At 52.3% G+C, this 25,749-nt stretch carries 24 protein-coding genes; 15 read left to right on the plus strand and 9 right to left on the minus strand.

The annotated features are described in order from the left end of the window. Window positions 1-195: 195 nt before the first annotated feature. The 4 genes from J3P34_RS03890 to J3P34_RS03905 all read left to right on the plus strand — a co-directional run bounded on the left by J3P34_RS03890 (window position 196) and on the right by J3P34_RS03905 (window position 5,612). Window positions 196-2,481 carry a peptidylprolyl isomerase gene (locus J3P34_RS03890; protein WP_210486500.1) on the plus strand — a complete coding sequence of 762 codons (2,286 nt, stop codon included), beginning with the start codon at window positions 196-198 and terminating at the stop codon, window positions 2,479-2,481. A gap of 112 nt (window positions 2,482-2,593) precedes the next feature. Next, window positions 2,594-3,946 (plus strand): peptidylprolyl isomerase, encoded by a 1,353-nt coding sequence (locus tag J3P34_RS03895; protein WP_210486501.1) that lies wholly within the window; start codon window positions 2,594-2,596, stop codon window positions 3,944-3,946. Between the two features lie 10 nt (window positions 3,947-3,956). Beyond that, window positions 3,957-4,922, plus strand: a complete 966-nt coding sequence (locus tag J3P34_RS03900) for an AAA family ATPase (protein ID WP_210486502.1) — start codon at window positions 3,957-3,959, stop codon at window positions 4,920-4,922. 261 nt (window positions 4,923-5,183) lie between these two features. Next, on the plus strand, window positions 5,184-5,612 hold the full coding sequence (locus tag J3P34_RS03905; protein WP_210486503.1) for a hypothetical protein: 429 nt from the start codon (window positions 5,184-5,186) through the stop codon (window positions 5,610-5,612). 87 nt (window positions 5,613-5,699) lie between these two features. Here the strand turns inward: J3P34_RS03905 and J3P34_RS03910 are convergent, their stop codons facing one another. Then, window positions 5,700-6,077 (minus strand): hypothetical protein, encoded by a 378-nt coding sequence (locus J3P34_RS03910; protein ID WP_210486504.1) that lies wholly within the window; start codon window positions 6,075-6,077, stop codon window positions 5,700-5,702. A 12-nt stretch (window positions 6,078-6,089) separates the two neighbouring features. Continuing rightward, window positions 6,090-6,974, minus strand: coding sequence for a DUF2391 family protein (locus J3P34_RS03915; protein ID WP_210486505.1), 885 nt, complete (start codon window positions 6,972-6,974; stop codon window positions 6,090-6,092). Window positions 6,975-7,310: 336 nt separating this feature from the next. On the opposite strand from J3P34_RS03915, the gene J3P34_RS03920 reads away from it, so the two are divergent. After that, on the plus strand, window positions 7,311-7,916 hold the full coding sequence (locus J3P34_RS03920; RefSeq protein WP_210486506.1) for a GNAT family N-acetyltransferase: 606 nt from the start codon (window positions 7,311-7,313) through the stop codon (window positions 7,914-7,916). Between the two features lie 34 nt (window positions 7,917-7,950). Here J3P34_RS03920 and J3P34_RS03925 read toward each other — a convergent pair whose 3' ends face one another. Continuing rightward, the gene (locus tag J3P34_RS03925) at window positions 7,951-9,120 is read right to left on the minus strand and encodes a hypothetical protein (RefSeq protein ID WP_246853525.1); all 1,170 of its coding nucleotides are present in this window, start codon (window positions 9,118-9,120) and stop codon (window positions 7,951-7,953) included. Between the two features lie 549 nt (window positions 9,121-9,669). Here J3P34_RS03925 and recA point away from each other — a divergent pair. The 9 genes from recA to tsf all read left to right on the plus strand — a co-directional run bounded on the left by recA (window position 9,670) and on the right by tsf (window position 17,747). Next, window positions 9,670-10,704: a recombinase RecA gene (recA, locus tag J3P34_RS03930; RefSeq protein WP_210466487.1), complete on the plus strand. Its 1,035-nt coding sequence runs from the start codon at window positions 9,670-9,672 to the stop codon at window positions 10,702-10,704. 154 nt (window positions 10,705-10,858) lie between these two features. After that, window positions 10,859-11,668: a DUF3108 domain-containing protein gene (locus J3P34_RS03935; RefSeq protein ID WP_210466488.1), complete on the plus strand. Its 810-nt coding sequence runs from the start codon at window positions 10,859-10,861 to the stop codon at window positions 11,666-11,668. 361 nt (window positions 11,669-12,029) lie between these two features. Further along, complete coding sequence (locus J3P34_RS03940) at window positions 12,030-12,722, plus strand: response regulator transcription factor (protein WP_210486507.1); 693 nt, start codon at window positions 12,030-12,032, stop codon at window positions 12,720-12,722. Next, window positions 12,697-13,803: a sensor histidine kinase gene (locus J3P34_RS03945; protein WP_246853526.1), complete on the plus strand. Its 1,107-nt coding sequence runs from the start codon at window positions 12,697-12,699 to the stop codon at window positions 13,801-13,803. Before J3P34_RS03940 ends, J3P34_RS03945 begins: the two co-directional genes overlap by 26 nt. Before the next feature lie 168 nt (window positions 13,804-13,971). Beyond that, entirely contained in the window at window positions 13,972-14,685 is a 714-nt protein-coding gene (locus J3P34_RS03950; RefSeq protein ID WP_210486508.1) for an RluA family pseudouridine synthase, read from the plus strand. Between the two features lie 435 nt (window positions 14,686-15,120). Then, window positions 15,121-15,570, plus strand: a complete 450-nt coding sequence (rplM, locus tag J3P34_RS03955; protein WP_210466491.1) for a 50S ribosomal protein L13 — start codon at window positions 15,121-15,123, stop codon at window positions 15,568-15,570. 14 nt (window positions 15,571-15,584) lie between these two features. After that, entirely contained in the window at window positions 15,585-15,971 is a 387-nt protein-coding gene (rpsI, locus tag J3P34_RS03960) for a 30S ribosomal protein S9 (RefSeq protein ID WP_123127659.1), read from the plus strand. A gap of 24 nt (window positions 15,972-15,995) precedes the next feature. Next, the gene (rpsB, locus tag J3P34_RS03965) at window positions 15,996-16,757 is read left to right on the plus strand and encodes a 30S ribosomal protein S2 (protein WP_210466492.1); all 762 of its coding nucleotides are present in this window, start codon (window positions 15,996-15,998) and stop codon (window positions 16,755-16,757) included. Between the two features lie 156 nt (window positions 16,758-16,913). Next, entirely contained in the window at window positions 16,914-17,747 is an 834-nt protein-coding gene (tsf, locus tag J3P34_RS03970; RefSeq protein WP_210466493.1) for a translation elongation factor Ts, read from the plus strand. A 243-nt stretch (window positions 17,748-17,990) separates the two neighbouring features. On the opposite strand, the gene J3P34_RS03975 is transcribed toward tsf, so the two are convergent. Both J3P34_RS03975 and J3P34_RS03980 read right to left on the minus strand, forming a co-directional pair. Continuing rightward, window positions 17,991-18,143 (minus strand): hypothetical protein, encoded by a 153-nt coding sequence (locus J3P34_RS03975; protein ID WP_210466494.1) that lies wholly within the window; start codon window positions 18,141-18,143, stop codon window positions 17,991-17,993. A 646-nt stretch (window positions 18,144-18,789) separates the two neighbouring features. Then, window positions 18,790-20,136 carry an NAD(P)/FAD-dependent oxidoreductase gene (locus J3P34_RS03980; protein WP_210486509.1) on the minus strand — a complete coding sequence of 449 codons (1,347 nt, stop codon included), beginning with the start codon at window positions 20,134-20,136 and terminating at the stop codon, window positions 18,790-18,792. A 270-nt stretch (window positions 20,137-20,406) separates the two neighbouring features. Between J3P34_RS03980 and J3P34_RS03985 the strand changes: the two genes are divergently transcribed. Beyond that, window positions 20,407-21,264, plus strand: a complete 858-nt coding sequence (locus J3P34_RS03985) for an urease accessory protein UreD (protein ID WP_210486510.1) — start codon at window positions 20,407-20,409, stop codon at window positions 21,262-21,264. Between the two features lie 119 nt (window positions 21,265-21,383). Here the strand turns inward: J3P34_RS03985 and ureG are convergent, their stop codons facing one another. The 4 genes from ureG to J3P34_RS04005 all read right to left on the minus strand — a co-directional run bounded on the left by ureG (window position 21,384) and on the right by J3P34_RS04005 (window position 25,708). After that, window positions 21,384-22,136 (minus strand): urease accessory protein UreG, encoded by a 753-nt coding sequence (ureG, locus tag J3P34_RS03990; protein WP_210486511.1) that lies wholly within the window; start codon window positions 22,134-22,136, stop codon window positions 21,384-21,386. Window positions 22,137-22,179: 43 nt separating this feature from the next. Next, window positions 22,180-22,857, minus strand: coding sequence for an urease accessory protein UreF (locus tag J3P34_RS03995; RefSeq protein WP_210486512.1), 678 nt, complete (start codon window positions 22,855-22,857; stop codon window positions 22,180-22,182). 176 nt (window positions 22,858-23,033) lie between these two features. After that, window positions 23,034-24,755, minus strand: a complete 1,722-nt coding sequence (ureC, locus tag J3P34_RS04000) for an urease subunit alpha (protein WP_210486514.1) — start codon at window positions 24,753-24,755, stop codon at window positions 23,034-23,036. Between the two features lie 197 nt (window positions 24,756-24,952). Beyond that, the gene (locus tag J3P34_RS04005; protein WP_210486515.1) at window positions 24,953-25,708 is read right to left on the minus strand and encodes an urease subunit beta; all 756 of its coding nucleotides are present in this window, start codon (window positions 25,706-25,708) and stop codon (window positions 24,953-24,955) included. Window positions 25,709-25,749 lie beyond the last annotated feature (41 nt).

The following is a 25,749-nucleotide window of genomic DNA, read 5'->3' on the forward strand; positions in this document are numbered from 1 at the left end:
TCCCAAGCCGCACAATAAAAACCGTTTTTGGCCTGTTTTAAGCAAAATATGCCAAAAACGGAGGTGGTTTTCTTCCAGCCCGCCTCCAGGGCACTATGTTTTTCAATAGTAGCCTGTTCTCTCCAAAAAAATGAGTAAAATTGCATAATGTAAGGGAAGTCTATAGCCTACACATCCTGCATTTTGCTGACACCTATGCGAGTTACTTCTTTGTATGTGGGCCTGAGTGCCCTGCTCCTATTCCAGTGTACCTCCCCTAAAAAGGCCGCGGAACCTGTTTTGCTCACCATTGGCCCAGAGAAAGTACCGGTCTCTGAGTTCGCTTACGTTTATGAGAAAAACAACAGCGCCGCAGACAGTGCTTTTTCCAGCGCCAGCGTAAACGAGTACCTGAACCTGTACACCAATTTCAAGCTGAAAGTAGCGGAGGCCAAGAGCCGCGGTCTGGACACCACCCAGGCGTTTAAAACAGAGCTGGGCGGTTACAAAGAACAGCTGGCGCAACCTTTCCTCACGGAGAAGAGCGTGACCGACCAACTAGTACGCGAAGCCTACGAGCGCCTCAAGAAAGAAGTAAACGCCACCCACATCCTGGTTTCCGTGGACATGGAGGCCGATCCCAAAGACACGCTGGCCGCATACCAAAAGATCATGGATTTGCGGAACCAGGCGGTAAACGGTACCCCGTTTGAGCAACTGGCCCAGCGTTTCTCTGAAGACCCGTCTGCCCGTGAGAATAACGGCAACCTGGGTTACTTCACTGCCCTGCAGATGGTGTACCCATTTGAGAACGCCGCCTTCAACACGCCGGCAGGTCAAATCTCTCAGCCGGTGAGAACCCGTTTTGGGTACCATATCATCAAAGTAAACGAAGTACGTCCGGCGCAGGGCGAGATCAAAGTGGCGCACATCATGGTGCGCGCGCAGCAAGGCCTGCCCAAAGCAGATTCCCTGGCTGCCAAGAAGAAGATTGACGAGATCTACAGCCGCGTCCTGCGCAAGGAAGACTGGAACAAACTCACCTCGCAATTCTCAGAAGACGCCGCCTCGGCGGATAACGGCGGGGAGTTGCCCTGGTTTGGCACCGGCCGCATGATTCCTTCCTTTGAGGAGGCTGCCTTCGCCCTGGCGCAGCCGGGGGCCATCACGCCGCCCGTGCAAACGGTGTACGGCTGGCACATTATCAAGCTACTGGAGCGCAAAGAGCTGCCTTCTTATGAAGAGATGGAGACCTCGCTGCGGAACCGCATTGCCAAAGACTCTCGCTCTGAGCTGAACAAAGCCGCATTCCTGCGCCGTATCAAAGCCGAGAACAAGTTCCAGGAGAACCAGGCCATTAAAACGGCTACCCTCAAACTGGCAGATTCGACTCTTGTAACAGGAAAATGGAAATTCAGCGTGCCCGCTGAGCCCAAGAACCTACCTACCGCTACACTGTTCACCATTGCCGGCAAACCTTTCACCGTGGGCAACTTTGCCACTTATATTGAGGCGAACCAGCGCGCCCGCCAGAACGTGTCTCCTTCCCATGCCATGAACCTGCTCTATGACAAGTTTGTGGAAACCAGCCTGCTGGATTACGAGCGTGAGCACCTGGAGGAAAAACACCAGGATTACAAGATGCTGGTGAACGAGTACCATGACGGCATTCTGCTGTTCCAGCTTATGGAGGAGAAGGTATGGGCCAAAGCAGTGGAAGACACCGTAGGCCTGAAAGCTTTCTTTGAGGCAAACAAAGCCAACTACATGTGGGGCGAGCGGGCCCAGGCTACCATCCTCAGCGCCGCCAATTCTGCCGTGATGAACCAGGCCAAAGCCCTGTTGGCTGCGGGTCGGTTCCCGTCTTCCAGACACAAGCAAATTGACCTGCTCTTTACCACCGGCGCAAACAAACTTTCCAATGCAGCCACGGCCCAGCTGGATCAGCTGGCTTCTACCATGCAGGCAGACTCTGCCCTCAGCCTGGATGTGACCGGTTACATTGACGCCCGCGAAAGCGCAAACCAGAGAAACTCAACCCTGGGCGCCCGCCGGGCCACTGCGGTGAAGAACTACCTGCAGCAGAAAGGTATTAAAGGAGAGCGCATTAAGATTGTGCCTTCTACGGCCCAATTAGCCGGAACCCGCCGCGTGGCCGTAACAGTGTACACCTCAGATCTGCAAGCCATGGCCGAACAGTTAAACCAAAGCAACCCGCTGGCCCTGCAGGTTACTTCGCGCAAGTTCCAGCGCGGCGAGAACAAGGTGCTGGATGCGGTTACCTGGAAGCCGGGCACCTACAACCTCACCCAGGATGGCCGCATTCTCTGGATCAAGATTGACCAGGTAGATCCGCCTACCCCTAAGAAACTGAACGAGACCCGTGGCGTAGTGATCTCAGATTACCAGAATTACCTGGAGCAGGAATGGATCAAAGAACTGCGCCAGAAATACCCGGTAAGCATCAACCAGCCAGAGGTGCAGAAGCTTATTAAGCACTAAGCCCTCCGGAAGTTTCTTTAAGTGAAGGCGTTTGCCTAGCTTTGTTTGTTTACCACTATACTAATTTGCACGAGAAGCGGTTCTATAGCTAGAGACCGCTATACAGAATACCATGAAAATCAGAATTTCTTATTCTTCTTTCCTTAAAAGCCTCCTTCTACTGATTACCCTGGGCACTTTGACGCAAAACGCAGAGGCTCAGCAAGCTGCCCTGATAGATAACATTGTGGCCAAAGTAGGAGGGCATATCGTGTTACGGTCAGAGCTGGAGTTCCAGCACGCCAACGCGGTAAGCCAGGGCTATAAATCCCCTAACCTGCGTTGCGAGATCCTGCGCTCACTTGTCCAGAATAAACTATTGCTGGCCCGTGCCGAGGTGGACTCTGTTATTGTAGAGGAAAACACCATCAATGCCGAGCTGGAAGGCCGCCTGAACCAGTTCATTGCCCAGATTGGGAGCCAGGAGAAACTGGAGGCGTACTACAACAAGCCCATGAGCGAGATCCGCAGTGACTTGCGCCGCAGCCTTAAAGAGCAGATGACCGTTCAGAAAATGGAGCGCGAGATTGCCGGTAAAATGAAAGTGACGCCCAAAGAGGTGCAGCAGTATTTCAACCGTATTCCCAAAGACAGCTTGCCTTATTTCTCCACCGAGGTAGAAGTAGGCCAGATTGTGAAGATTGCGCAGATCGGGACCGCCCAGAAACAGGCAGCCCGCGAGCAGTTGGAAGGCATCAGAAAACGGATTCTTGCTGGTGAGGACTTCGCCACGCTGGCCCGCCAGTTTTCACAGGACCCGGGTTCCGGGGCTGCCGGCGGAGAACTGGGCTTCTTCAAGAAACGCGAGTTGGTACCTGAATACGAAGCAGCCGCCCTTAAACTGCAGCCCGGCGAGACTTCTCCCGTGATTGAGTCCATGTTCGGGTTCCACATCATTCAGTTGATTGAGCGCCGCGGCGAGGAGTTCAACACCCGCCACATCCTCATCAAGCCGGCTACGGCTCAGGTAGACATGCAGCAAACCGCCCGTCTGCTGGACAGCATCAGAACCCGGATCATGTCTGACAGCCTCACTTTCGCCAAAGCGGCCAAAGAGTTCTCAGATGACATGTCTTCCAAAGGGAATGGCGGTATGATCACCCTGCCCAACAGCCCTACCACTTACATTCCGGTGGATAAAGTGGACCCGTCTATCTTCTTTGTGATTGATACCATGCAGGTAGGTTCCATCAGCGGACCGCTTCCGTACCGTACCGAAGACGGGAAAGAGGCCATGCGCATTCTGTATCTGAAATCAAAGGCTGCCCCGCACCAGGCCAACATGCGTGACGATTACCAGAAGATTGCCGCTGCGGCCCTGGCCGACAAACGCAACAAAGCCATTAGTGAGTGGTTTGAGAAAAACAAAGAAACGGTGTTCGTAGACATCGCCCCAGATTTCAAAACCTGTAGTTTAGACGAATAAACTCCCCTCTATGCCTCCCTTTGCCTCTGACAAAGAAGCCGCAGATGCGCTTCACCATGCCTACCAGCGGCTGACCGCTGAGATTTCCCACACCATTATTGGTCAGGAGGAAGTAGTAAAACTGGTGCTGACTGCTGTCTTTTGTCAGGGGCATTGTCTTTTGGTGGGGGTGCCGGGTCTGGCCAAAACGCTCCTGATCCAGACCATCTCCAACTCCCTGGATCTGTCTTTCAACCGGGTGCAGTTCACCCCAGATTTGATGCCTTCTGACATTCTGGGCTCCGAAACGCTGGACCAGAACCGTCATTTCCAGTTTGTGAAGGGCCCCGTTTTCGCCAATATCGTGCTGGCAGATGAGATCAACCGTACGCCGCCTAAGACCCAGGCCGCGCTGCTGGAGGCCATGCAGGAATACTCCGTGACCGTGGCGGGCCACCATTACAACCTGCCGCGCCCGTTCTTTGTGCTGGCCACCCAGAACCCCATTGAGCAGGAAGGAACCTATCCCCTGCCCGAGGCGCAGCTAGACCGCTTTATGTTTCACGTGGCGCTGGAGTACCCCAGCTACGAGGCCGAGCTGCAGATTGTGAAGAACACCACCGGTGACCGCAAACACACGCCCAACGTGGTACTGCACGCCGAGGAGATCACCGCCTTCCAGCAACTGGTGCGCCGCGTACCGGTCACTGACAACGTGGTGGAATACGCCGTAAAGCTGGTGCATGCCACTCGCCCCAACACCCAACTAGCCAGTTCGCAGACAAACCAATATCTTGAATGGGGTGCCGGACCACGGGCCTCGCAGCACCTGATCATGGGCGCCAAATGCAATGCCCTCATCCGAGGCAAATACTCCCCAGACATTGAAGACGTGCAGGCCGTGGCCGTGCCCATTCTGCGTCACCGCCTGGTCCGCAACTTCAAAGCCGAGGCAGAGGGCATTACTGTAGAGCAAATCATCAAAGGTCTCTTATAACCCGTTTTGGGCCTACTTTTCAGAAATCAGGCTTAAAAAGGATAACGCCCCGCTGGACTAAAAAGCCTTTCTGCCTGAACCTTCTTTTGGGAAACAGGCAGCAGCTCGCAGCTCATGGAACCCTCATGGCCTGTTTTCAGCCCGATTTTTAGAAAACGATCCCAAAATTAAAATTCGCCTTTACCTGCAGGCAACCGCAGGTGGTGCAAAAGAGTAACGCATTGTGTACTTTTGCCCCCGATTCTTTTAACCCGAACTTGCATGGAAGCAGCAGCTCTTTACGAACGCTTTGAAAATAACCTGGAAACCATCTTCTCTTACATCAACAGAGGCCTGGATGTGCGCACCACACCTTACAACATCTCCATGGCCTTGGAACTAAACCTGCTGTGCGATGTACTTACCTCCGCAGGCTTTCCCTGCCAGGTAACCAAAGACGGTTTTGATGCCTTGGTGGAGTTCCACGCGGTGTACATGCAGGAAGGCAAGCGCGTGTCTGACGTGATGCACCGGATTCTGGAAGACAAACGCGCGTACCTGCGCACCCCTGAGGGCACCGTGCTGTTGAAAGAGCAGTTGATCCGTCGCCTGGAGTATTTCAACGAGATTGCCCACTCCATGGAAGTCATCGCCCGCCAGCAGCAACTAGGCAGTCCCTTGCAGTACAACTATCCTTTCCTGAATAAATAACCAGCGAACGCCCTGAACACAGGGTTTAGCTTTACGCTATAGAAAAGAGCTGGGCTACTCAACACTTATTGAGTAGCCCAGCTCTTTTTATGGTTTATTGTAGCCCAATATGTGAACCGACATTTTCTGGTCTGCCTGCTTGGGTGTCTTGAAAGTGATCCAGGCTTCCTGCACGCTTTCCTTAGGCGCCAGCGGGAACCGCAGTTCGGCTTTGTCTACCTCCCTACCCTGCTGCAAGAGGGAAATCTCCACAATCACGTTTTCGGCGGTCTGCTCTCCCATGTTCACCAGCTCCACTCTATGGATGTTCTGCCCGGGCCGGTCCTTTTCCGGGAGTATTTTGATTTTAAGATCCGGCGGCGTGTGTTCGTAGTGAAAGGCTTTCACCGTCAGGTAGCCCAGCAGGGTAATGATGAGCAGGACACTCGCCCCAAACACGAACCACTCCAGCGGATTTTTCTTCATACAACTTTCCTTTTATTTATACTCCTGGTCAAACAAAAACCGTCCCGCCGAAGCTCCAAGTGCCGAGACCAGGCCCAGCACTACCGTAGCCTCAATACAAGCCTGCAACCCCACTCCCTCAAAGCGACCGAAGAACCACAGCGCTCCCGCCGAAGTGCAGAACGCGGCGGCATAGGTGATGCTCAGGCCATACACCACCTCCAGGAAAGTAGGAGCCTCATTGGCCGGGGTTTCATAAGACCCTCTGAACCCCACGTAAAAAAGAATGGCACTGCTCAAGGCCAGAGACACCAGAAAGACCAGAAGCAACTGCAGCGGGGTGGCATCGGCGGAGATCTTCATGACTTCCTCTGTGGGGGCGATGCTCGCGCCAAAGATCAGGCTGGCGCAGGTGGCCAGCATGATCTGCTCCAGGGTAGAGGCTGGTCCGGCGTCCTGCTTGGCCAGGATACTTTCCTGGGGCTTCTTTTCCTCAGACTCGTCGTCCTCTTTCTCGGAGGTACCTAACTGGGCCGTGCCAATAGAGACGCCAATGGCAATGGGCATGGCTTCCACCACCGTCATGTACACCATGCGCTCCAGCGACATATCCGTGGGTTGGATCACTCCCAAAAGCCAGAGAAAAAGGAAACCAAGTACCAGCCCCAGTCCCATCTCCTCTATAGAGTCCACGGCAATCTCTTTCCAGGAGGCACTGGACCGCAAACCAGCGTAGGTGTTATAGCCCAGCAGCGAGACCGAGGTTACCAGAATGTAGAGCAGCAAGAGCCTCGGCGACACGGTGAAACTGGCCCACCAGATCTCCATGGTATAGAGCATGGGCAGGCTGAACAGCAAGCCGCCAATAACGCCTCGGCCGTACTCCTGCAAAGACTGAAGGATGCTCTTTTCGTGCATGGTTTTCTGAAAACAGGTGAAAACAAGCTGCTTTAACGCCTAAACCACTACCCAGGCGCAAAAGCAATGAATATGCTTGCCGGTACTTTCATTACCCTGCCAGGGCTTGCTCTTATCTTTCGCCATAAAAAGGAACAGGCGCCCTGATGCCGGAACCAGCCGGCGGCATTCTTCCAGACCAAAGAGTGGCCAGGCCTGCCTTCCCTTTGAAGAAAAATGGGGCAGAAGACAAAAAGACAGTACCTTCCTTAACGGCCTCTTGGCAGAAATTGTTAGTTTTTTGGCATCTACGGGTTGGCAGGGCCGTACACCCAAAAAGATTATCTTTTCCCGCCTATGCAGCCAACTGTTACCTCCCCAGCCTATCAAGTAGAGATTTCCACCGAAAGGCTATGGTTGCTTCCGTATACGGTAGAGCATGCGCCTGCTTTCTGGGAACTGCTGCACCAGAACCGCGCCCGCCTGCTCCCCGACTTCCCGGACCGCACCTCGGCGGTACTCACCTTACCAGATGCGCAGCACCGGATTAAGGTTTTCATCTCGCAGCACAAAGCCGGGGACCTGTACAGTTTCGGGATCTGGCGGAAAGAGTTTGATGATTACGTAGGCGATATTACTCTGCGGCGGCTGGCCCGCGGCAAACCCTACTCTGAAGTAGGCTACTACCTGGGAAATCAAGTCGAGGGGAAAGGCTACGCCACGGAGGCCCTCAAGGGCCTGGCCCGGTACGCCTTCCAGGACCTGCGCATGGAATGCATCAATCTGCGCTGCGCCGTGACCAATGACAAAAGCCAGCGCGTGGCCGAGCGCAGCGGTTTCACGCACCTCAAGACCTATACGCCCGTAGCACCCGAGAACGGCACCGGCACGCCCCAACCCATCCACGTGTACCGCCTCAAGAAAGACGATGCCAACGCGCAGCTGCTGTGGAAAGGGTTCTAAGCCTGTTTTCCTGAAATCAGCCCTAAAACAAAGGTTATCTTTTCTTCAGGCGGGCCAGAAAGAAATCTGAGTTAAAATTGAGGTACAGGCTATTGGAGAACTCCAGTTGGGGATTATCGAAGTCAATGAAAGGCTCTACCCGCAAAGTCAGGCTCAAACCTTCCATGAGTTCCACGTCATGCATAAAGCGCACGATGAGAATCTGCCGGTTTTTGTCGGTGAAATCTGGGGTTTTGAAGTTAGAGGAGACTGATGGGTACAACTTGCCGCCCAACTCTGAATAGTACCCGTTACCGCGCCAGTAGCTCAGCATCACGTTCTGGTACTTGGTATCAATACCGGCGTTGAGGTACAGACCGCCGCCTTGCTTGAAAGCCAGGTTCTTCTCATTGGAGAAATCCTTCCAGCCCACCACGTACGGCTGAAAATGCAGGGCCTTCAAGAATTTCTTGTCATAGCTTTTCCTGATCACCAGCCCCGCCGCGGCATTGGTCAAGGTCACCAGGGGCAGATCCGTGACGTCAATCTGGCCGCCCCGGTGCTGGGCCGTGAACTGCAGCGGTAAGCCGATGTAGGTTTCCGTTGGGGGGGTGTTTTCTTCAGAATCAAGCGAAACCGGCGTGCGGTAGAGCGTTAACTCAGCGGAGGCCCCACCGGCAACCTCTTCCTGGAACGGATCCAGACGCCGGAGGTAACGCTGCCAGTCAATCCAGACATCCAGCCTTACGTTGGGCTTATCCAGGAGGTATTGGAGGCCGTTCTCCAGCCGGTTTGTGATCACGCGCTCAAAATCGTAGAGGGGCTCAATGTAACCGTGGTTCAGGTGCCCTTGCAGTGTCCCGAAAAGCAGCGCCATGTCATCCTTCTCGTAGCGGATGGTGAAGGTGGGCTGCATCAGCGAGTACCGCTTAGATCCGAAGTCTTTCTGCACCTGCACGCCGGCGTCTATGCGCACGTGCGGCGAGGCGAAGTAAATGAGGCGCGGGTTCAGGTGATAGCCAAACAGGGTGTAGCCCTCGGCGATGTCATTGAAGTACTCATTGTTCTTCTGGTACCCGAAGGCGTTGAGGCCCAGCTGCAGCTCTCCGGCCTGCTCGGGCTTTACCGGCTGCCGGGTCTCGAAGGCTTTGTTGTTTAACTGCGCGAAGGCCACCTGACCTGTAAAAAACGCCACCAGGGCGGGCAGAAGCCACTTTTTAGACATAGCAAATTGTAAACATCCCGGTTTGCCACGGGAAATGGTAAAAAGAAAAAGGAAAGATCCCTGCTATCAGCCCCTGCCGCACCCTCCCCCGAAAGGTAGTTAAAGACGGCTAGAAAAGAAACGGAAGCCCTAGGCGGCTAACTCTTGCACTTCCTGCTTCTTGGCCGTTTTCCAGAAATTTGGCCTAAAACAGCGGTCTTAACCGGCTTACGTTTCCTGAGCCTTCTCCGTTAAAATACCCACCCGCTCTGTAACTTATTTGCCCCTGTTTTTGTTGAGAAGAAGCAAGGAGAGAAACCCTGAGCCCTCTCCCGCGCTATAACTGAATGGTTATTTGGCAGTTGCTGTTTTGCTATTTTAAATAGCATAAGATCAGAAAAAATAACTAAAAAAAATAGTAAATCAGGGGACAAATCCGGTACTTTGGGTGTTTCATTTTTACGCCTCCGGAAAGAGTCTGGCAAGCACCACAAACGCCGCGGCTAGCGTTTGCAGATTGGCTCAGGAAGTTGTAAATTCAACAAATAATTAAGCAAAGAAAACACAGACATGAGTGTAAACAGCGAAAAATTGAAAGCGCTCCAACTCACCATCGACAAGCTGGACAAGACCTACGGCAAAGGTACGGTCATGAAGCTGAACGATACGCAGGTGGAGGACATCCCGGCCATTTCTACCGGCTCCCTGGGCTTAGACATCGCCTTGGGTATTGGAGGTCTTCCGCGTGGCCGTGTGGTGGAGATCTACGGACCAGAATCTTCCGGTAAAACCACGCTTACCATGCACTGCATTGCAGAGGCACAGAAGAAAGGTGGCCTTGCCGCGTTCATTGATGCCGAGCACGCTTTCGACAAAGCATACGCTGAGAAACTAGGCATTGATACGGAGAACCTCCTGATCTCGCAGCCAGACAATGGTGAGCAGGCCTTGGAGATCGCCGACCATCTGATCCGTTCCGGTGCTATTGATATTATTGTGATTGACTCCGTGGCCGCCCTGGTGCCAAAAGGCGAACTGGAAGGCGACATGGGTGAGAGCAAAATGGGTCTTCAGGCACGTTTGATGTCTCAGGCCCTGAGAAAACTTACCGGTACCATCAACAAAACCGGCTGCTGCTGTATCTTCATCAACCAGTTGCGTGAGAAGATTGGGGTGATGTTCGGTAACCCAGAGACCACTACCGGTGGTAACGCCCTTAAGTTCTACGCTTCTGTGCGTCTGGATATCCGTCGTATCGGGCAGATTAAAGAAGGTCCGGACAGCATCACCGGTAACCGCACCAAAGTGAAAGTGGTGAAAAACAAAGTGGCGCCTCCGTTCAAAGTGGTGGAATTTGACATCATGTACGGTGAGGGTATCTCCAAAGTAGGTGAGATCCTTGACCTGGGTGTTGAACTGGGCGTGGTACAGAAATCAGGTTCCTGGTTCTCTTACAACGGCGACCGTTTAGGCCAGGGCCGCGACGCCGTGAAGCAGTTCCTGCTGGACAATGAAGAGCTGATGCAGGAAATTGAGAATAAGATCCGGGCCATTGTGAAAGGCGAGCCAGAGAAAGTGGCCGCTGCCCTGGAAGACAACGAATAATTTCTTAGCTTTTTTCACAAAACGGCACCTTTTTAGGTGCCGTTTCTGTTTAAGTTGAGTTCCACCTGAAAACCTATAACTTTGTATACGGTCCTGATCTGGCAGGAATTGGTACGACATTTGAATAGCCCAGGCATATAGGCAAGAATAACTTATGCGTGTAAAACATCATCTACTTTTTATTGTACCGCTGTTAGGATTAGTATTGAGTGGCTTCGCGTTCAATGACACGCTGCGCACCGTGAAGAACGACTCATTTGCCCCCGGCGAGGTGCTACAATACAAAGTGCATTACGGAATCATCAACGCCGGCGAGGCCACCATTAATGTGGCCCCTAACCTGCACCGGATCAATAACCGCCCCTGCTACCAGACCACGGTAACCGGCAAGACCATTGGGTCTTTTGACTTCTTCCACCGCGTGCGCGATACCTGGACCTCTTTCATAGACACCTCTTCTATGCTGCCGCTGCGCTTCCACCGCAACATTGAAGAAGGCAAATACCGCCGCAAGGAAACCACCGATTTTGACCACTTCAAGAACACCGTGGTGGTGAATGACAGCCGTGACGAGAAAAAGAACCAGGTCTTCAAGGTGCCAGACAATGCCCAGGACATGGTGAGTGGCTTCTATTACCTGCGCACCCTGGATCTGGACAGTTACAAGCCGGGCCAAACCATCAGAATGCAAGGCTTCCTGGGCGATGAGGTTTTTGACATGACGGTTACCTACCGCGGCAAGACCGTGGTGGAGACCAAAGCCGGCAAGATCAGGGCGCACCGTCTGGTACCCAGAATGCCTAAGAACAAGCTGTTCAGCGGCGAAGACGCCATCACGGTGTATTTCTCTGACGACGTAAACAAAATCCCGGTGATGTTCCAGGCCGAGATGTTCGTGGGTTCCGTGAAAGTGGACCTGTACAAATACAATGGTTTACAGAGCAGACTTGCTATAGTGAAATAGCCTTACTAGTTATTAGTGATTCGTGCCTAGTGATTAGTGATTAGATGACCCTAAAACAGGTGAGCCGCCGGATTCTTCTCCGGCGGCTCACCTGTTTTAGGGTCATCTCCAGGAAATCGGCCCTAAAGCAGACAAGGCCCGCATTGTCATCTACACCACTTTCTCCAAATGGGCAGCTAATCACTAAGGGCAAAACACCAACAACTAAACTGGGTAACAATTTCTTAATACAACTTTACGGCAGACTATTCCTTATCTTTATCCTGAAATTCAGAGACCCGCTTTTCTCACCGCGTAGTTTCATCCTGGCTTTCAAGGAGATTGCCAGTAGTGTATTGCTCTTTCAAGTAAAACGCATTCTATGCAAACGCCGGCCAAATACAAGATTCTGGTAGTAGACGATGACCCAGACATTGTGGAACTCTTACAGTACAACCTGGAGAAAGAAGGCTACGAAGTGGCACATGCCCAGAACGGCCAGGTGGCCCTGGATGTGGCCAAGAAATTCCTCCCCGATATCATCCTTCTGGACGTGATGATGCCCGTCATGGACGGCATCACGGCTTGCCGCCAACTGCGCGAGAAGCCCAAGTTCAGAGACACCCACATCCTGTTCCTGACCGCCCGCTCAGAGGAGTTCTCTGAAGTGGCCGCCTTTGACGCCGGCGCAGATGACTTCATCGTGAAGCCTATCAAGCCCCGCGCCCTCATTAGTCGGTTGGCTGCCTACAAGCGTCGTGACACGGTTCAAAGTCCCGAGCAGACCCAGGTCATAGAGATAGGTGGGCTGCGCATTGATCGCACCAGCTTTATCGTGCACAAAGGCGAGCAGAAAATCACCCTACCCAAAAAGGAGTTTGAACTGCTGTCCTTCCTGGCCACCACGCCAAATAAAGTATTCTCCCGTGATGAGCTCCTGAACAATGTGTGGGGGAACGATGTTTTTGTAATTGCCCGTACCGTGGATGTGCACATCAGAAAGGTGCGGGAGAAAATAGGCGAAGACCAAATAAAGACCATTAAAGGCGTTGGCTACAAATTCAACACCGACTAAACCTGTCCCTCCTACCCCAGCCACTCCTCCCAGAGGAATAAAGCTGAGTTCGCAGAGAATTGCCATCCTCATCTCGGTGCTGGTGGCGCTGATTATTGCCATTTACCTGGGCATCTCGCCGTACCTGGAGTTCAGGCAGCGGGTTTTGGCCCTGGCGCTCACGTTCTCCTCCTGCTTTCTGCTGGTGTACTTCTCCTATGAGGCTTTGATCTTCAGGGAAATCAACAACATCTACGCCGGGCTGGAAAAATTCAAGCGGAAGGAGTTCAAACAGATGAGCACCAAATTCCTGTTCCGGCCAGATCCCCTGCAGCGCATCAAAGACGAGATTTATCTCCTGGCCGAGCGAAACCAGAAGGAGATTGAAGAACTTAAACGCCTGCAGGCCATGCGCCGCGAGTTCCTCGCCGATGTCTCTCATGAGCTTAAAACCCCCATCTTCGCAGCCCAGGGCTTTATCCACACGCTTCTGGACGGCGCCATGGATGATGAGCGCGTGCGCGACAAGTTCCTCATGAAAGCCGCCAAAAGTCTGGACGGCCTAGATACCCTGGTGCAGGACCTCATCACCATCTCCCAGCTGGAGAAAGGCGTGATGCAGATGAAGAAGTCTAAGTTTGACCTGAACGAGCTGGGCCGCGAGGTGCTGGAACAGTTAGAAGGCAAGGCACAGGCCAGGAACATCACCATTCACCTCCTTAACGCCCCCGAGGAAGTTTTCAGGGTAATCGGGGACCGGGGTCGTATCAAGCAGGTGCTCGTCAACCTGATAGACAACGCCATCAAATACGGCTCGGAAAACGGCAACATCTGGCTCTCTTTCCAAGACGGAAAGAAAAAGACCTTGGTAACCGTGCAGGACGACGGACCGGGTATTCCCAAAGAGCACCACAACCGCATCTTTGAGCGCTTCTACCGCATAGACAAAAGCCGCACCCGTGATGTCTCCGGCGGAGGCTCGGGGCTGGGGCTAGCCATCTCCAAGCACATTGTGGAGGCGCATAAATCCACCATCGCAGTCTTCAGCGAGGTGGGCCAGGGCACCACCCTCCGGTTTAAGCTCACCCGCGTTAAAGATTAACCCCTGTTTTAAGGCAAGTTTCACCTAAACAGCCCTAAAACGGGGAATCTGCCGGGAAGAAAATAAGTGGTACCTTTGTGCCGCGCAGAGACTGCCGCCGTTTTGGCCCTGTTTTCGTAAAAGCAGAGCAAAAACGGCCAGCCTGTCTGCCGTCACACATCTGTTTCTATGAAGTTACCCGCTTTCCGCGACCTTATTGTTTTTGAGAACGACGATTTCATTGTAGTCAATAAACCACCGTTTCTGGCTACGCTGGAAGACCGTTCTTTCAACGCGACCAACCTGCTCACCCTGGCCCGCCAGTACCACGAGGACGCCCAAGCCTGCCACCGCCTGGACAAAGAAACCTCCGGCTGCCTGGCCATTGCCAAGAACCCCGAGGCCTACCGCCACTTGTCCATGCAGTTTGAGAACCGCCAGGTACAGAAAATCTATCACGCCGTAGCCTGGGGCAGCCACGAGTTTGATAACCTACTGGTAGACCGCGCCATCCAACCCGGACTCAAAGGCGTAGCCAAACTAGCATTTAAAGGCAAACCGGCTCAGACCTATTTCACTACCCTGGAGAAATTCGGTCGGCACACGCTGGTGGAATGCAAGCCCATTACGGGCCGTATGCACCAGATCAGGCTTCATCTGGCTTTCCTGAAAGCCTCCATTGTGCAGGATGAACTCTACGGCGGCGAGCCGCTGTACCTCTCCAGTCTCAAGCGCAAATTCAACCTGGCCAAAGACACCCAGGAACAGCCAGTCATCAAGCGCTTCGCGCTCCACTCCTACCAATTGGGCTTCACCCTGCTGAACGGGGAGCAGGTGACCATCACCTCAAAATACCCCAAAGATTTTGAAGTGCTCCTGAAACTGCTCCGCAAGAACGGCTAGTAGCGGCGTTACACGTAACGCCGTGTTGCCACGCAGAGGCACTGTCTGTAATCAGAAGCAGCCTTACGCCCGGGCAAAAGCCACACCTTTATAATTCACAGTTGCTGGGATAGAGACGTTTCTGTTGAATAAAACCACGGCGTTACGTGTAACGCCGCTACATGACAGCATCCATTTCAGGCCTGTTTTTCAGAAATGAGGCTTGGAATGGATCTTTGTTTTCCAGGGCATTTTCTGTAAGACGGCTCCTAAACACCAAGGCTTCTTTGTGCTAAACGCTTCAGGAATAGCGGGAAAGTAGTTGCCAAACGGTTAATTCTATTGATTTTCAAGGGAATAAATAGCGTTAGTGTTGCACAACAAAAAGGAAGCTTGTATCTTTGTGACCATTTTCAAGAAAAAGCATACATTCTTTTCACCCGTTAACCATTTACAATGGACCATTTAAGTTATAAGACGCTATCAGTTAATAAGGCGGCCGCTAATAAAGGCTGGGTAGTGATAGACGCCGGAGACTCAACCCTTGGCCGTGTGGCCTCTCAGATCGCGATGATCCTTCGCGGAAAATCTAAACCTTCTTTCACGCCTAACGCTGACTGCGGCGATAACGTGATCGTGATCAACGCGGACAAAGTTCGCATGACCGGTAAGAAGTGGGATAAGAAAACCTTCGTTACGCACACTGGTTACCCAGGTGGTCAGAAGACCTTCACTCCGCGTGAGCTGAAAGCCAAGTCTTCTACCCTGTTGGTAGAGCGTGCGGTAAGAGGTATGTTGCCAAGAACCCGTTTGGGCCGTGAGCAATTCCGCAACCTGTTTGTGTACGCTGGTGCTGAGCATCCGCACGCTGCGCAACAGCCTGTTCAAGTAAAACTTACAAAATAATCTAGACATATTTAATGGAAGTTCTCAATACATCTGGTAGAAGAAAAACCTCGGTGGCGCGCATTTACATGACGTCAGGGCAAGGGAATATCACTATTAACGATAGAGATATTAAGGAATACTTCCCTAGTGAAGTATTGCAAACCATCGTTCAGCAGCCATTGTCGCTGATTGATGCGGTTGGCAAATACGACATTAAGGCGAACATCAAAGGCGGTGGCGTGGCCGGTCAGGCAGAAGCCCTTCGTTTGGCTATCACCAAAGCGCTGGTGGAAGAAAACGCTGAGACCCGTCCAGCCCTGAAAAAAGAAGGATTCTTAACGCGTGACCCACGTATGGTGGAGCGTAAGAAATTCGGTCGCCGCAAAGCCCGTCGTTCCTTCCAGTTCTCTAAACGTTAATATATCATCAGCTGTATCAATATCATGGCTAATACCACATATAAAGAATTACTGGACGCCGGTGTACACTTTGGTCACCTTACCAGAAAATGGGATCCTAAAATGGCTCCGTACATTTTCATGGAGAAAAACGGCATCCACATCATTGACCTGAACAAAACCCTTGCCTCATTAGACGACGCGACCAACGCTATTAAGCAAATCGCGAAATCTGGCCGTAAGATTTTGTTTGTCGCCACCAAGAAACAAGCACAGGACATTGTGGCTGAAGAGGCAAAACGCCTTAAAATGCCTTACGTGACCGACCGTTGGTTAGGTGGTATGTTGACTAACTTCCAGACTGTGCGTAAGTCTTTGAAGAAAATGTCAACTATTGACAAAATGGTGAAAGAGAACACTGCTTATGCCGCTATGGCGAAACGTGAGCGTCTGATGTTATCTCGTGAGCGTGAGAAACTTGACCGTGTGTTGGGTGGTATCGCTGACCTGTCACGTCTCCCAGCTGCTCTGTTCGTAGTAGACGTGAAGCGTGAGTCTATCGCTATCAAAGAAGCTCAGAAACTGAACTTGCCAGTATTCGCCATTGTGGATACCAACTCTAACCCAGAGACAGTGGATTTCCCAATCCCGGCCAACGATGACGCTTCTAAATCTATCTCTCTCATCACTTCTTTGATTGGCCGCGCCATTGAAGAAGGTCTGTCTGAGCGTAAAGTAGACAAAGAAGATTCTGACAGAAAACGTTCAGAAGACGAAGGCATCCAGGAGAAAATTGACGCTGAATAAGCCTCTCTGATCTCTTTATAGAATTGTAAAAGAAACTGAACATTAGGAAGCCTGGCCACTGATGTTCAGTTTCTTTTTAACCAAACGGGAACCCGCCTCTCTGGCAACTCCCTCTCCTACTGAAACTTATTATCCGTATTTCTTAATAAAAGAACAATGGCTATTACAGCACAAGATGTAAACAGACTTCGTCAGGAAACTGGCGCTGGTATGATGGACTGCAAAAAAGCGTTGACAGAAGCCAACGGCGATTTTGAGACAGCCAAAGATATCCTTCGTAAACAAGGTCAGAAAATTGCCAGCAAGCGTGCCGACAACGCTACTTCTGAAGGAGCGGTATTAACTCAGGTAAACGCTGATGGTACAGTTGGAACAGTGATCGCGCTTGCCTGCGAAACTGAGCCAGTATCTAAAGTAGAAGATTTCAGAACTTTGGCCCAGACTGTATTGGCGGCTGCCGTTGCCAACACTTCAGGTACCAAAGAAGATTTATTAGCTACGCCTCAGGCCGATGGCCGCTCACTGCAAGACCACATCACTGACCTGATGGGTAAAATTGGTGAGAAAATTGACGTAGTTTCTTACGAGACCGTAACTGCTGAGAAAGTTGTTGCTTACAACCACTCAAATGGTAAACTGGGTGTATTGGTAGGTTTAACCAACACCGGCGGAAACGAAGTAACTGAGGTTGGTAAAGATGTAGCCATGCAGATTGCTGCTATGAAACCAATTGCAGTAGACAAAGACGGAGTTGATGCAAATACCATCCAGCGTGAGATTGAGATCGGGAAAGAGCAGGCTCGCGCCGAAGGCAAACCAGAAGAAATGCTGGAGAAAATTGCCCAGGGCAAGCTGAACAAATTCTACAAAGAAAGCACTTTGCTGAACCAGGAGTTTGTGAAAGACCCATCTGTGACCATTGCCAAATTGTTGGACAACACTTCCAAAGGCATGACCGTTACTGAGTTCAAGCGCGTTGCCATTGGGTAATCTAGCTTAACTTAACCCATATTCAAAAGCCCCGCTGTTCATTCAGCGGGGCTTTTCTTTTGAATTTATTAATAGAATTAATTAACTGATAAGGGTGTAACCGACTAGGCATAGCTGGATTAGCATGCTTTCATAAAGTTAAACCCTGGCTTATTTTGTATAGATTTAGGCTATAGAGGTTTTTCTTATGGTATAGGCAGGTGCCGTAAGGTCAGATTACTTCACTGCTAAATCAGGTACTGTTCAGTTACCGGCAGGCATGGAAACTCTCTGCTCAAGCTGAGGCACTTGCTCTCCCTGGGCTTTGTTGTTCTTTGCACTCTTAGACTTGATCTGCTCTTTTCTCATTCTCTTCTCAGCAGAGATATAACTCAAGAAGGTAGCTTTTGCTTTCATAACTAAAGGGTTTCTGATTTAACAATTTATATTACTTATAGATTAAATATGAACTTGCGAGCACCCAACAAACCCGTTGTTGAGAAGGAGGAGCCAAATGATTTATGCTTATTCTCTTGCCGAACAGAAGAAAAAACCAAATCGTTCTCCTATTTTGAAATTATTTTACAAAAAATATAAACAAAACACTTTATAAAATCTATATCTAGCTTTTCCTATACAAGCCCTGCATTTTTCATGCAGGTACTTTTACCTCTCTTTTTAGCCTTATATAATTTTCTTCATCTAATATAGTGCAAAATTAATAGCATCCAAAATATTATTTACTAATTTTTATAAATTAATGGATAATACCTAATAGTAAGTAATTTATTAATGAAAATAATGACATTTATACTGACCCAAAACCCGCATTATCCTCAATAAGGCATGATTTTACTACCTACCAAGAAAAGGAGGCATAAGGAAAACACAGTCCCTTCTCTCCAGTTCTTAAGTGATGTTTTTATAAACAGAATTTTATGGGAAAGCCATTTGGTATGACTTTCCAGCAATAGTCCTCATCCGGCTTCAGACTACCTCCCTTCATACAAAGAAAGAGGCCTGCTTACGCAGGCCTCAGTACCAGTTATTAAATCGTTAGAGTCTAATCAAGATCGGCCTGCCGGCGCACAAACTCCTGCCCTGCCACATCCTCTTTCCTAATAAATGGCCTGATAATCAACCGGTTACCATTTTCAAAGGTAAAGAACTTGTAAACCCAGTTGGCCAGCACCACCAGTTTGTTCCGGAACCCAATCAGGTAATAGATGTGCACGAAGAGCCAGGCCATCCAGGCTAGAAAGCCTTTCAGGTGCATATCCTTGGGCAGATCGGCCACCGCCCGGTTACGCCCGATGATGGCGAGTGATCCTTTATCAAAATACTCGAAAGGAACGAGCTGCTCATTCCTGATCATGCGGCGCAGATTCTTGGCCAAATGCTGCCCTTGCTGGATGGCAGGCTGCGCCACGCCAGGGTGTCCTTTGGGCCATTTCTCGGTCTTCATGGCTGCCACATCGCCAATGGCGAAGATATCTGGGAAGCCAATGATCTGGTTAAATGGATTCACCAGGTAGCGCCCACGTTCACTGGCCTCCGGCGGAAGGCCGCCTATCTGGGCTCCGGATACGCCAGCGGCCCAGATCAGAGTCTGGGTTTTGATGGTTTCGCCCCCCTTGAACGTCACCGTTTGGCCGTCATAAGATTCTACCAGGGTGTTCAGCTTCACAATGATGCCGGCTTTCTCCAGGTACTCCCGCGTAACCTGGCTTGATTTAGGCGACATGGGCGGCAACACGCGGTCCAGGCCTTCTACCAGTACAATGTTCATCTGGCTGAAGTCAAGCCCCGGGTAATCGCCGGGCAGGATGTGTTTCCGCATCTCGGCCAAAGCGCCTGCCAGCTCCACGCCAGTTGGCCCACCGCCCACAATCACGAAATTGAGCAGGCTTTGCCGCACATCGGGGTCTTTGATCATATTGGCCTGCTCAAAGGCCTGCAGCATCTGGCTTCTAAGATTCAGGGCATCGGGGATCTGCTTCAGCGGGAAAGAGAACTTCTTGATCTGCTCGTTCCCAAAATAGTTGGATTTGGTACCCGTGGCGATGACCAGGAAATCATACCGTAATTCCCCCACCAGGGTAGTGACGGTCTTGGTAGCCGGGTTCACCCCGGTCACTTTCACCTGCCGGAAGTGGAAGTCCTCGTAATCCTCGTCAAACATCTTCCGGAGCGGCTCGGCAATGGCATCTGGCTCCAGACCTGCCGTGGCTACCTGGTACAGCAAGGGCCAGAACCCGTGGTAGTTCTGCCGGTCAAACAACACCACCTGGAAATCTTTCCCAGGCAATCCCCTGACAAGATTCACGCCACCAAATCCGCCGCCAATGATGACCACCCTTGGTTTAGTGGTTTCCGGTATGTTAAGGGTAAGTTCCTTTATATGAAGCATAAGTCTATCTGTAGAAGTTTCAATTGGCAGAGGGCAAATCCACGGCCGTTCTATCTCATAGCCTTATACTGGATTTCCTGTATAGAGGATATTCTATTTAATGATAGCCCTTAACGCAATACAGGCGCAAGCAAATGATTCCACAGAGGTGCCCCTGTTTGGTGCCCGTTTTGGAAAAACGGCTTCAAAACACAGTCAGACAAATCTTACCAATGAGAGCGAGCGGCTTTCTGCCGATTCTTCTCTATTTTGAAGCCGAAAACAAAATTGATGGAGAATACAACTCACTGGAGCGAGGTAGAAGTGGCCCTGGTCAACGGCAAGTCACGGCTTATTTCCAGCAAGAACCTGCAACCGCTGAAAATCCTGAACCCCGGCTCTTTCTATGACAGCTGCCACGTGGTACTGTCCAGCTACGGGGGCGGCATGGTCTCCGGCGACCAGATTAACCTGCGGATTACCTGCGGCGCACACGCCCGGCTTTTCCTGAGCACCCAGGCCAATACCAAGATCTTCAAGAGCACAGATCAGGCCGATGCTGAGCAGCATTTCAACGCGCACGTGGGCGAAAACGGATTGGCCGTCTCGTTCCCAGACCCCGTGGTGCCGCAGGAGAAAAGCCGCTACAAACAGACGCAGCACTGGCACCTGCACCCCTCGGCGGTGCTGTTGGTGGTGGATTGGTTTCACTCCGGCCGCATGGACCAGGGCGAGCAGTTCGTTTTTGAGGCGTTTTCCTCAGAACTGAAGGTAAGCGTGGGAAACAGACTGGTATTGCTGGACCGATTCGGGTTCGCGCCGGAGGAACACATCGCCTCCTCCCCTGCCAACTTTGACGCATACCAAACCATGTTCTCGGCCTATCTGGTGGGCTCACCGGAGAACAGCCGGCTCCGCCAACTCGCCCAAGCGATGCAGGAACTGAAGATGCCGGGCAGCACCGGCCTGGACTTCAACATGACTGAGCAAGACTACGTGCTTTCCGTGTCAGAGGCGAAAGAAGGTGTCTACGTACTCCGGGCCATGGGCAAGACCCGCCAGGACCTGGAGCCGCTTTGCCAACATCTGCTGGAAACCTTGAGCCAGGAAGAGTTCTTCGGGTACAATCCGCTGGAGCGAAAGTATTAACCACAAAGCAACCCTGTTTTCAATCCGATTTTCTGATAACAGGCCTAAAACAACCTTTCGTTAAGACTATAGAAAACTACCGGAGCCGCAGGTAATTTTTAATTGCCAGACGCGCCAACCTATCGTCTGTCTTCCCGCACCGACTCGAGCGCTTTTGCCTTCGCCTGGAAAATATGGTTGATAATCACATCCAGGTTGTAGCCATCCAGCGCGCGGGCAAACACAAACGGACCATCGCCCCGCATCTTGAGAGAGTCGCGCTCCATTACGCCTAAATCGGCGCGCACCAGAGCCGCGATGTCAATTTTGTTGATCACCAGCAGGTCTGACTGCGTGATGCCCGGCCCACCCTTGCGCGGAATCTTGTCGCCGCCCGAGACATCAATCACATAGATGGAATAGTCTACCAGCTCCCGGCTGAAGTGGGCCGCCAGGTTATCGCCGCCGCTTTCCACGAATAAGAGGTCAATCTGGTTATTGAACTTGGCCATGAGGCCCTCCAGCGCATCCATGTTCAGGGAAATATCCTCCCTAATAGCGGCATGCGGACAACCGCCGGTTTCCACGCCCACAATACGGTCGGCGGAGAGGGCACTGTTCCGGATGAGGAACTCGGCATCTTCACGGGTGAAGATGTCGTTGGTGACCACACCCAGTTGGTAGTCGTTGCGCAGGCGCTCGCACAAGGCTTTGAGCAAGGCGGTTTTGCCGGTGCCTACCGGTCCGCCGATGCCCACCGTGAACGCCCGCTTCCGGAAATTGCGGTACGGCGGCAGTTTGCGGGTCTCGCGTTCGTCAAAATTACCCGGTGATTCATAGAACTCGTGGGTGTGTCCGTGCAGCAGCAGCGCTAGTTTATCTACAAAAGGCATAGGATAATGAGTGAATGGGTGGTTGAGTGAATGAGTGAGTAATTTAATTCTGGAACAGTTTGGAATAAATATCTTCCTGCAGGACCTGGGCGGTATCCAGCATGAAAGCCGATCTGGTGGCTTGGGTGTACTCTGTGTTTGTTTGGTTTTGGAGCAGATTTTCGAAAATCGAGTAAAAATCGTGCTGCAGTTTATGCCCCTCCATAGGTCCGATGAATCCCAGCCGGATGGCGGCGCTCACCTGATCCCGAAGCGCCATGTGCAGGTACATGGTCTGCAGATCATACAAAGTAAACTCCACCCGCTTCAGGCACAGCGCGAACACCAGCACGAAATGCGTGGATAGGTCCTGTTCCTCAAACCACCGCCTTACCTGCTGCATGCCAGAGGCCGGGTAGAAAGATTCCAGCAGCTTCACCCAGTTTTTCCCCTGCACCACACTCGCCTTCCGGATGGTGGGCACTAGCATCATGGCATCGTATTCTTCGGCAACGGTCTGGAGAGCATGGTTCAGATCAGGCATTGGCAGATGGAAGCACGAGTTCAGAAACGGGATCTCCATGCCCACCACCTGCTGCAGGTATGAGTACAGGTAATGCCGCAGCCCCAACCGGTCTTTGATGAGTCCAAACGTGATGCTGCTCTCCAGCCCGTAAGAATATGCAAACGAGCCGGTAGGAATGGAGGAATCCACAAGATGCAGCAGCCGGGCGAATTTCATTTGTAAGACGCTAAAGGATAGATGTTAGATATTAGACGGTGGTTCTATTTTGGTGCCGTTTTAGTGAAAACTGGCCTGAAATGTATTGGATCAGGAATAATAGATCAGGCATTGTAGAGACAAAATAGTGCCTGGTCTCTACAATCCTTTTCTTCCAATTCTAAATTCCTAATTAACTAAAACAGGTTGTACAGCTGGGTCAAGGGCAGTTTCTCGGCGGGTTCGCAGGTAAGGTGCACGCCGTCCACGGTGACTTTGTAGGTCTCGGGGTCTACCCCAATGTTAGGCAGGTAATCGTTCAGGGCCATGTCTTTTTTGGTGACGCTGCGGCAACCTTTCACGGCCACCACCTGCTTCTGCAAACCGTAATGCTGCTGTACAAAGTCCTGAGAGGCCTGCGAGACAAACACCATAGATGTCTGCCCAATGGCCTTGCCGAAGGAGCCGAACATCGGTCTTGACAGAACGGGTTGCGGCGTGGGGATGGACGCATTAGCATCGCCCATCTGAGATTGCACGATGATACCGCCTTTGATGATCATCTCGGTCCGGGAACCGAAGAAGGCGGGTTTCCAGAGTACCAGATCCGCCAGCTTGCCCAGTTCTATGGAGCCAATTTCCTCGGAGAAGCCGTGCGCCCTGGCCGGATTGATGGTGTATTTGGCCACGTAGCGCTTCGCCCGAAAGTTATCAACTTCCATGACTTTGCCGGTGTCTTCGGGCAGCAGGCCGCGTTGCTGTTTCATCTTATGGGCCGTCTGCCAGGTGCGGGTGATTACTTCGCCCACGCGGCCCATGGCCTGCGAGTCCGAAGAGATGATGGACAGGGCGCCCAGGTCATGCAGGATATCCTCCGCGGCGATGGTCTCTCCCCGGATGCGGCTCTCGGCGAAGGCCACATCCTCGGGGATGTTCTTGTCCAGGTGATGGCAGACCATGAGCATGTCTAAGTGCTCGTCAATGGTATTCACCGTGAACGGGCGCGTGGGATTGGTGCTGGACGGAATCACGTTGGGTTCACCGCAGATCTTGATGATGTCCGGGGCGTGTCCGCCGCCCGCGCCCTCGGTGTGGTACGCGTGGATGGTGCGGCCCTTGAACGCCGCCGTGGAGGTCTCCACGAAACCGCTCTCGTTCAAAGTATCGGTGTGGATGCAGACTTGCACGTCGTACTGCTCGGCAATGGAAAGGCACGTATCGATGGCTGCGGGCGTGGTGCCCCAGTCCTCGTGGAGTTTGAAACCCAGCGCGCCGGCTTCCACCTGTTCAATCAGCCCCTCAGGCTTGGACGAGTTGCCTTTGCCCAGAAACCCGAAGTTCAGCGGATAGGCTTCCGTGGCCTGCATCATCATCCTGATGTAGAACTCGCCGGGCGTACAGGTAGTGGCCGTCGTGCCCGCCGCCGGACCGGTGCCGCCACCCACCATGGTGGTCACGCCCGAGGCCAGCGCCTCGTTTATCTGCTGCGGACTGATGAAGTGGATGTGGCAGTCAATGCCGCCCGCCGTGAGAATCAGCCCCTCTCCGGCCACAACCTCCGTGGTCACCCCCACCACCATTCCCGGGGTGACACCCGGCATGATGTGCGGATTACCGCCTTTCCCGATGCCGGAGATGCGCCCGTTCTTCACCCCGATATCCGCTTTGTAAATCCCGGTGTAATCCAGGACCAGGGCGTTGGTGATGATAAGGTCCAGCGCCTCGGCCTGCCCGATCCCGGCTGCCTGTCCCATTCCGTCGCGGAGCACCTTCCCGCCCCCGAACTTGCATTCCTCGCCGTAGACGGCATAGTCCTTTTCTACCTGGATCACCAGATCGGTGTCTCCGAGGCGAACGCGGTCGCCCACGGTGGGTCCGTACATCTCAGCGTAGGCGCGGCGGTCAAGGGGAAGGCTCATATCATTGATTGTTAGTTGCTGATTGTTTTAAAGGCGATTTAGAAAACTGGCTTGAAACGAGTTTGCGCAGACGCTCGCAGGTCCTCCGGACGCTACGAGGTCTTTGGAGCTTTTCAGGCTCAAACCTTTGAGGTCTTGAAGTCTTTACAGTTTTTTGTTTTCGGCCTCTTTTTCTTGACTTGGGTGGAAAACGGGCGTTACTTCTGGCTTAAGAACTGCTGTTTTTCGGCTTTCTGAATGGCTGCTACTTTGCCGGCTTCGCTGAGTTGCCCGTCTACCAGGTTATTGCCGCCGTAGCTGATTCTTTCGCCTGAGAGTTCCACCAAGGTCACCCGTTTCCGCTCGCCGGGCTCAAAGCGCACGGCCGTACCGGCCGGAATGTTGAGGCGGAATCCGTAGGCTTTTTCGCGGTCGAATTGCAAAAGGGCGTTGGTTTCGAAGAACGGGTAATGGGAACCCACCTGTACCGGACGGTCGCCCATGTTGGTGACTTCCACCTCAACCGTAGCGCGGTCCTGGTTGAGCGTGAGTTTGTCTTCTCCCAACAGGTACTCGCCGGGATTGGGTTGGATGAGCGTATCTGGCGGGGTGGTTTGCGCGGTTTTGGTGAGCCCGGAGCCGTACAGGGCCAGTTCAGGAGCGACTTGCTCGCGGCAGATGGGATGGTGCACGGTCACCAGTTTGGTGCCATCGGGGAAAGTGCCTTCCACCTGAACCTCGTGGATCAGCTCGGCCACGCCCTCCATGACATCGGCGAAGCCCAAGAGCTTTTTGCCTTTGTCCATGAGCGTGGCCACGCGCTCGCCGTCCCGGATAAACTCCAGCAACTGCGTGGCTATGAGGGCCACCGCCTCGGGGTAATTGAGCCGCAGGCCGCGGGCGTAGCGTTTCTGGGCCACGAAACCGGCGTTGTGCAGCACCAATTTGTCTATGTCTTTGGGCGAAAGATGCATTTGCGGTAGTTCTGAGTCTTGGGTTCTGAGTCCTGAGTTTG

It is taken from the genome of Rufibacter aurantiacus (assembly GCF_017916345.1).
GTDB lineage: Bacteria > Bacteroidota > Bacteroidia > Cytophagales > Hymenobacteraceae > Nibribacter > Nibribacter roseolus.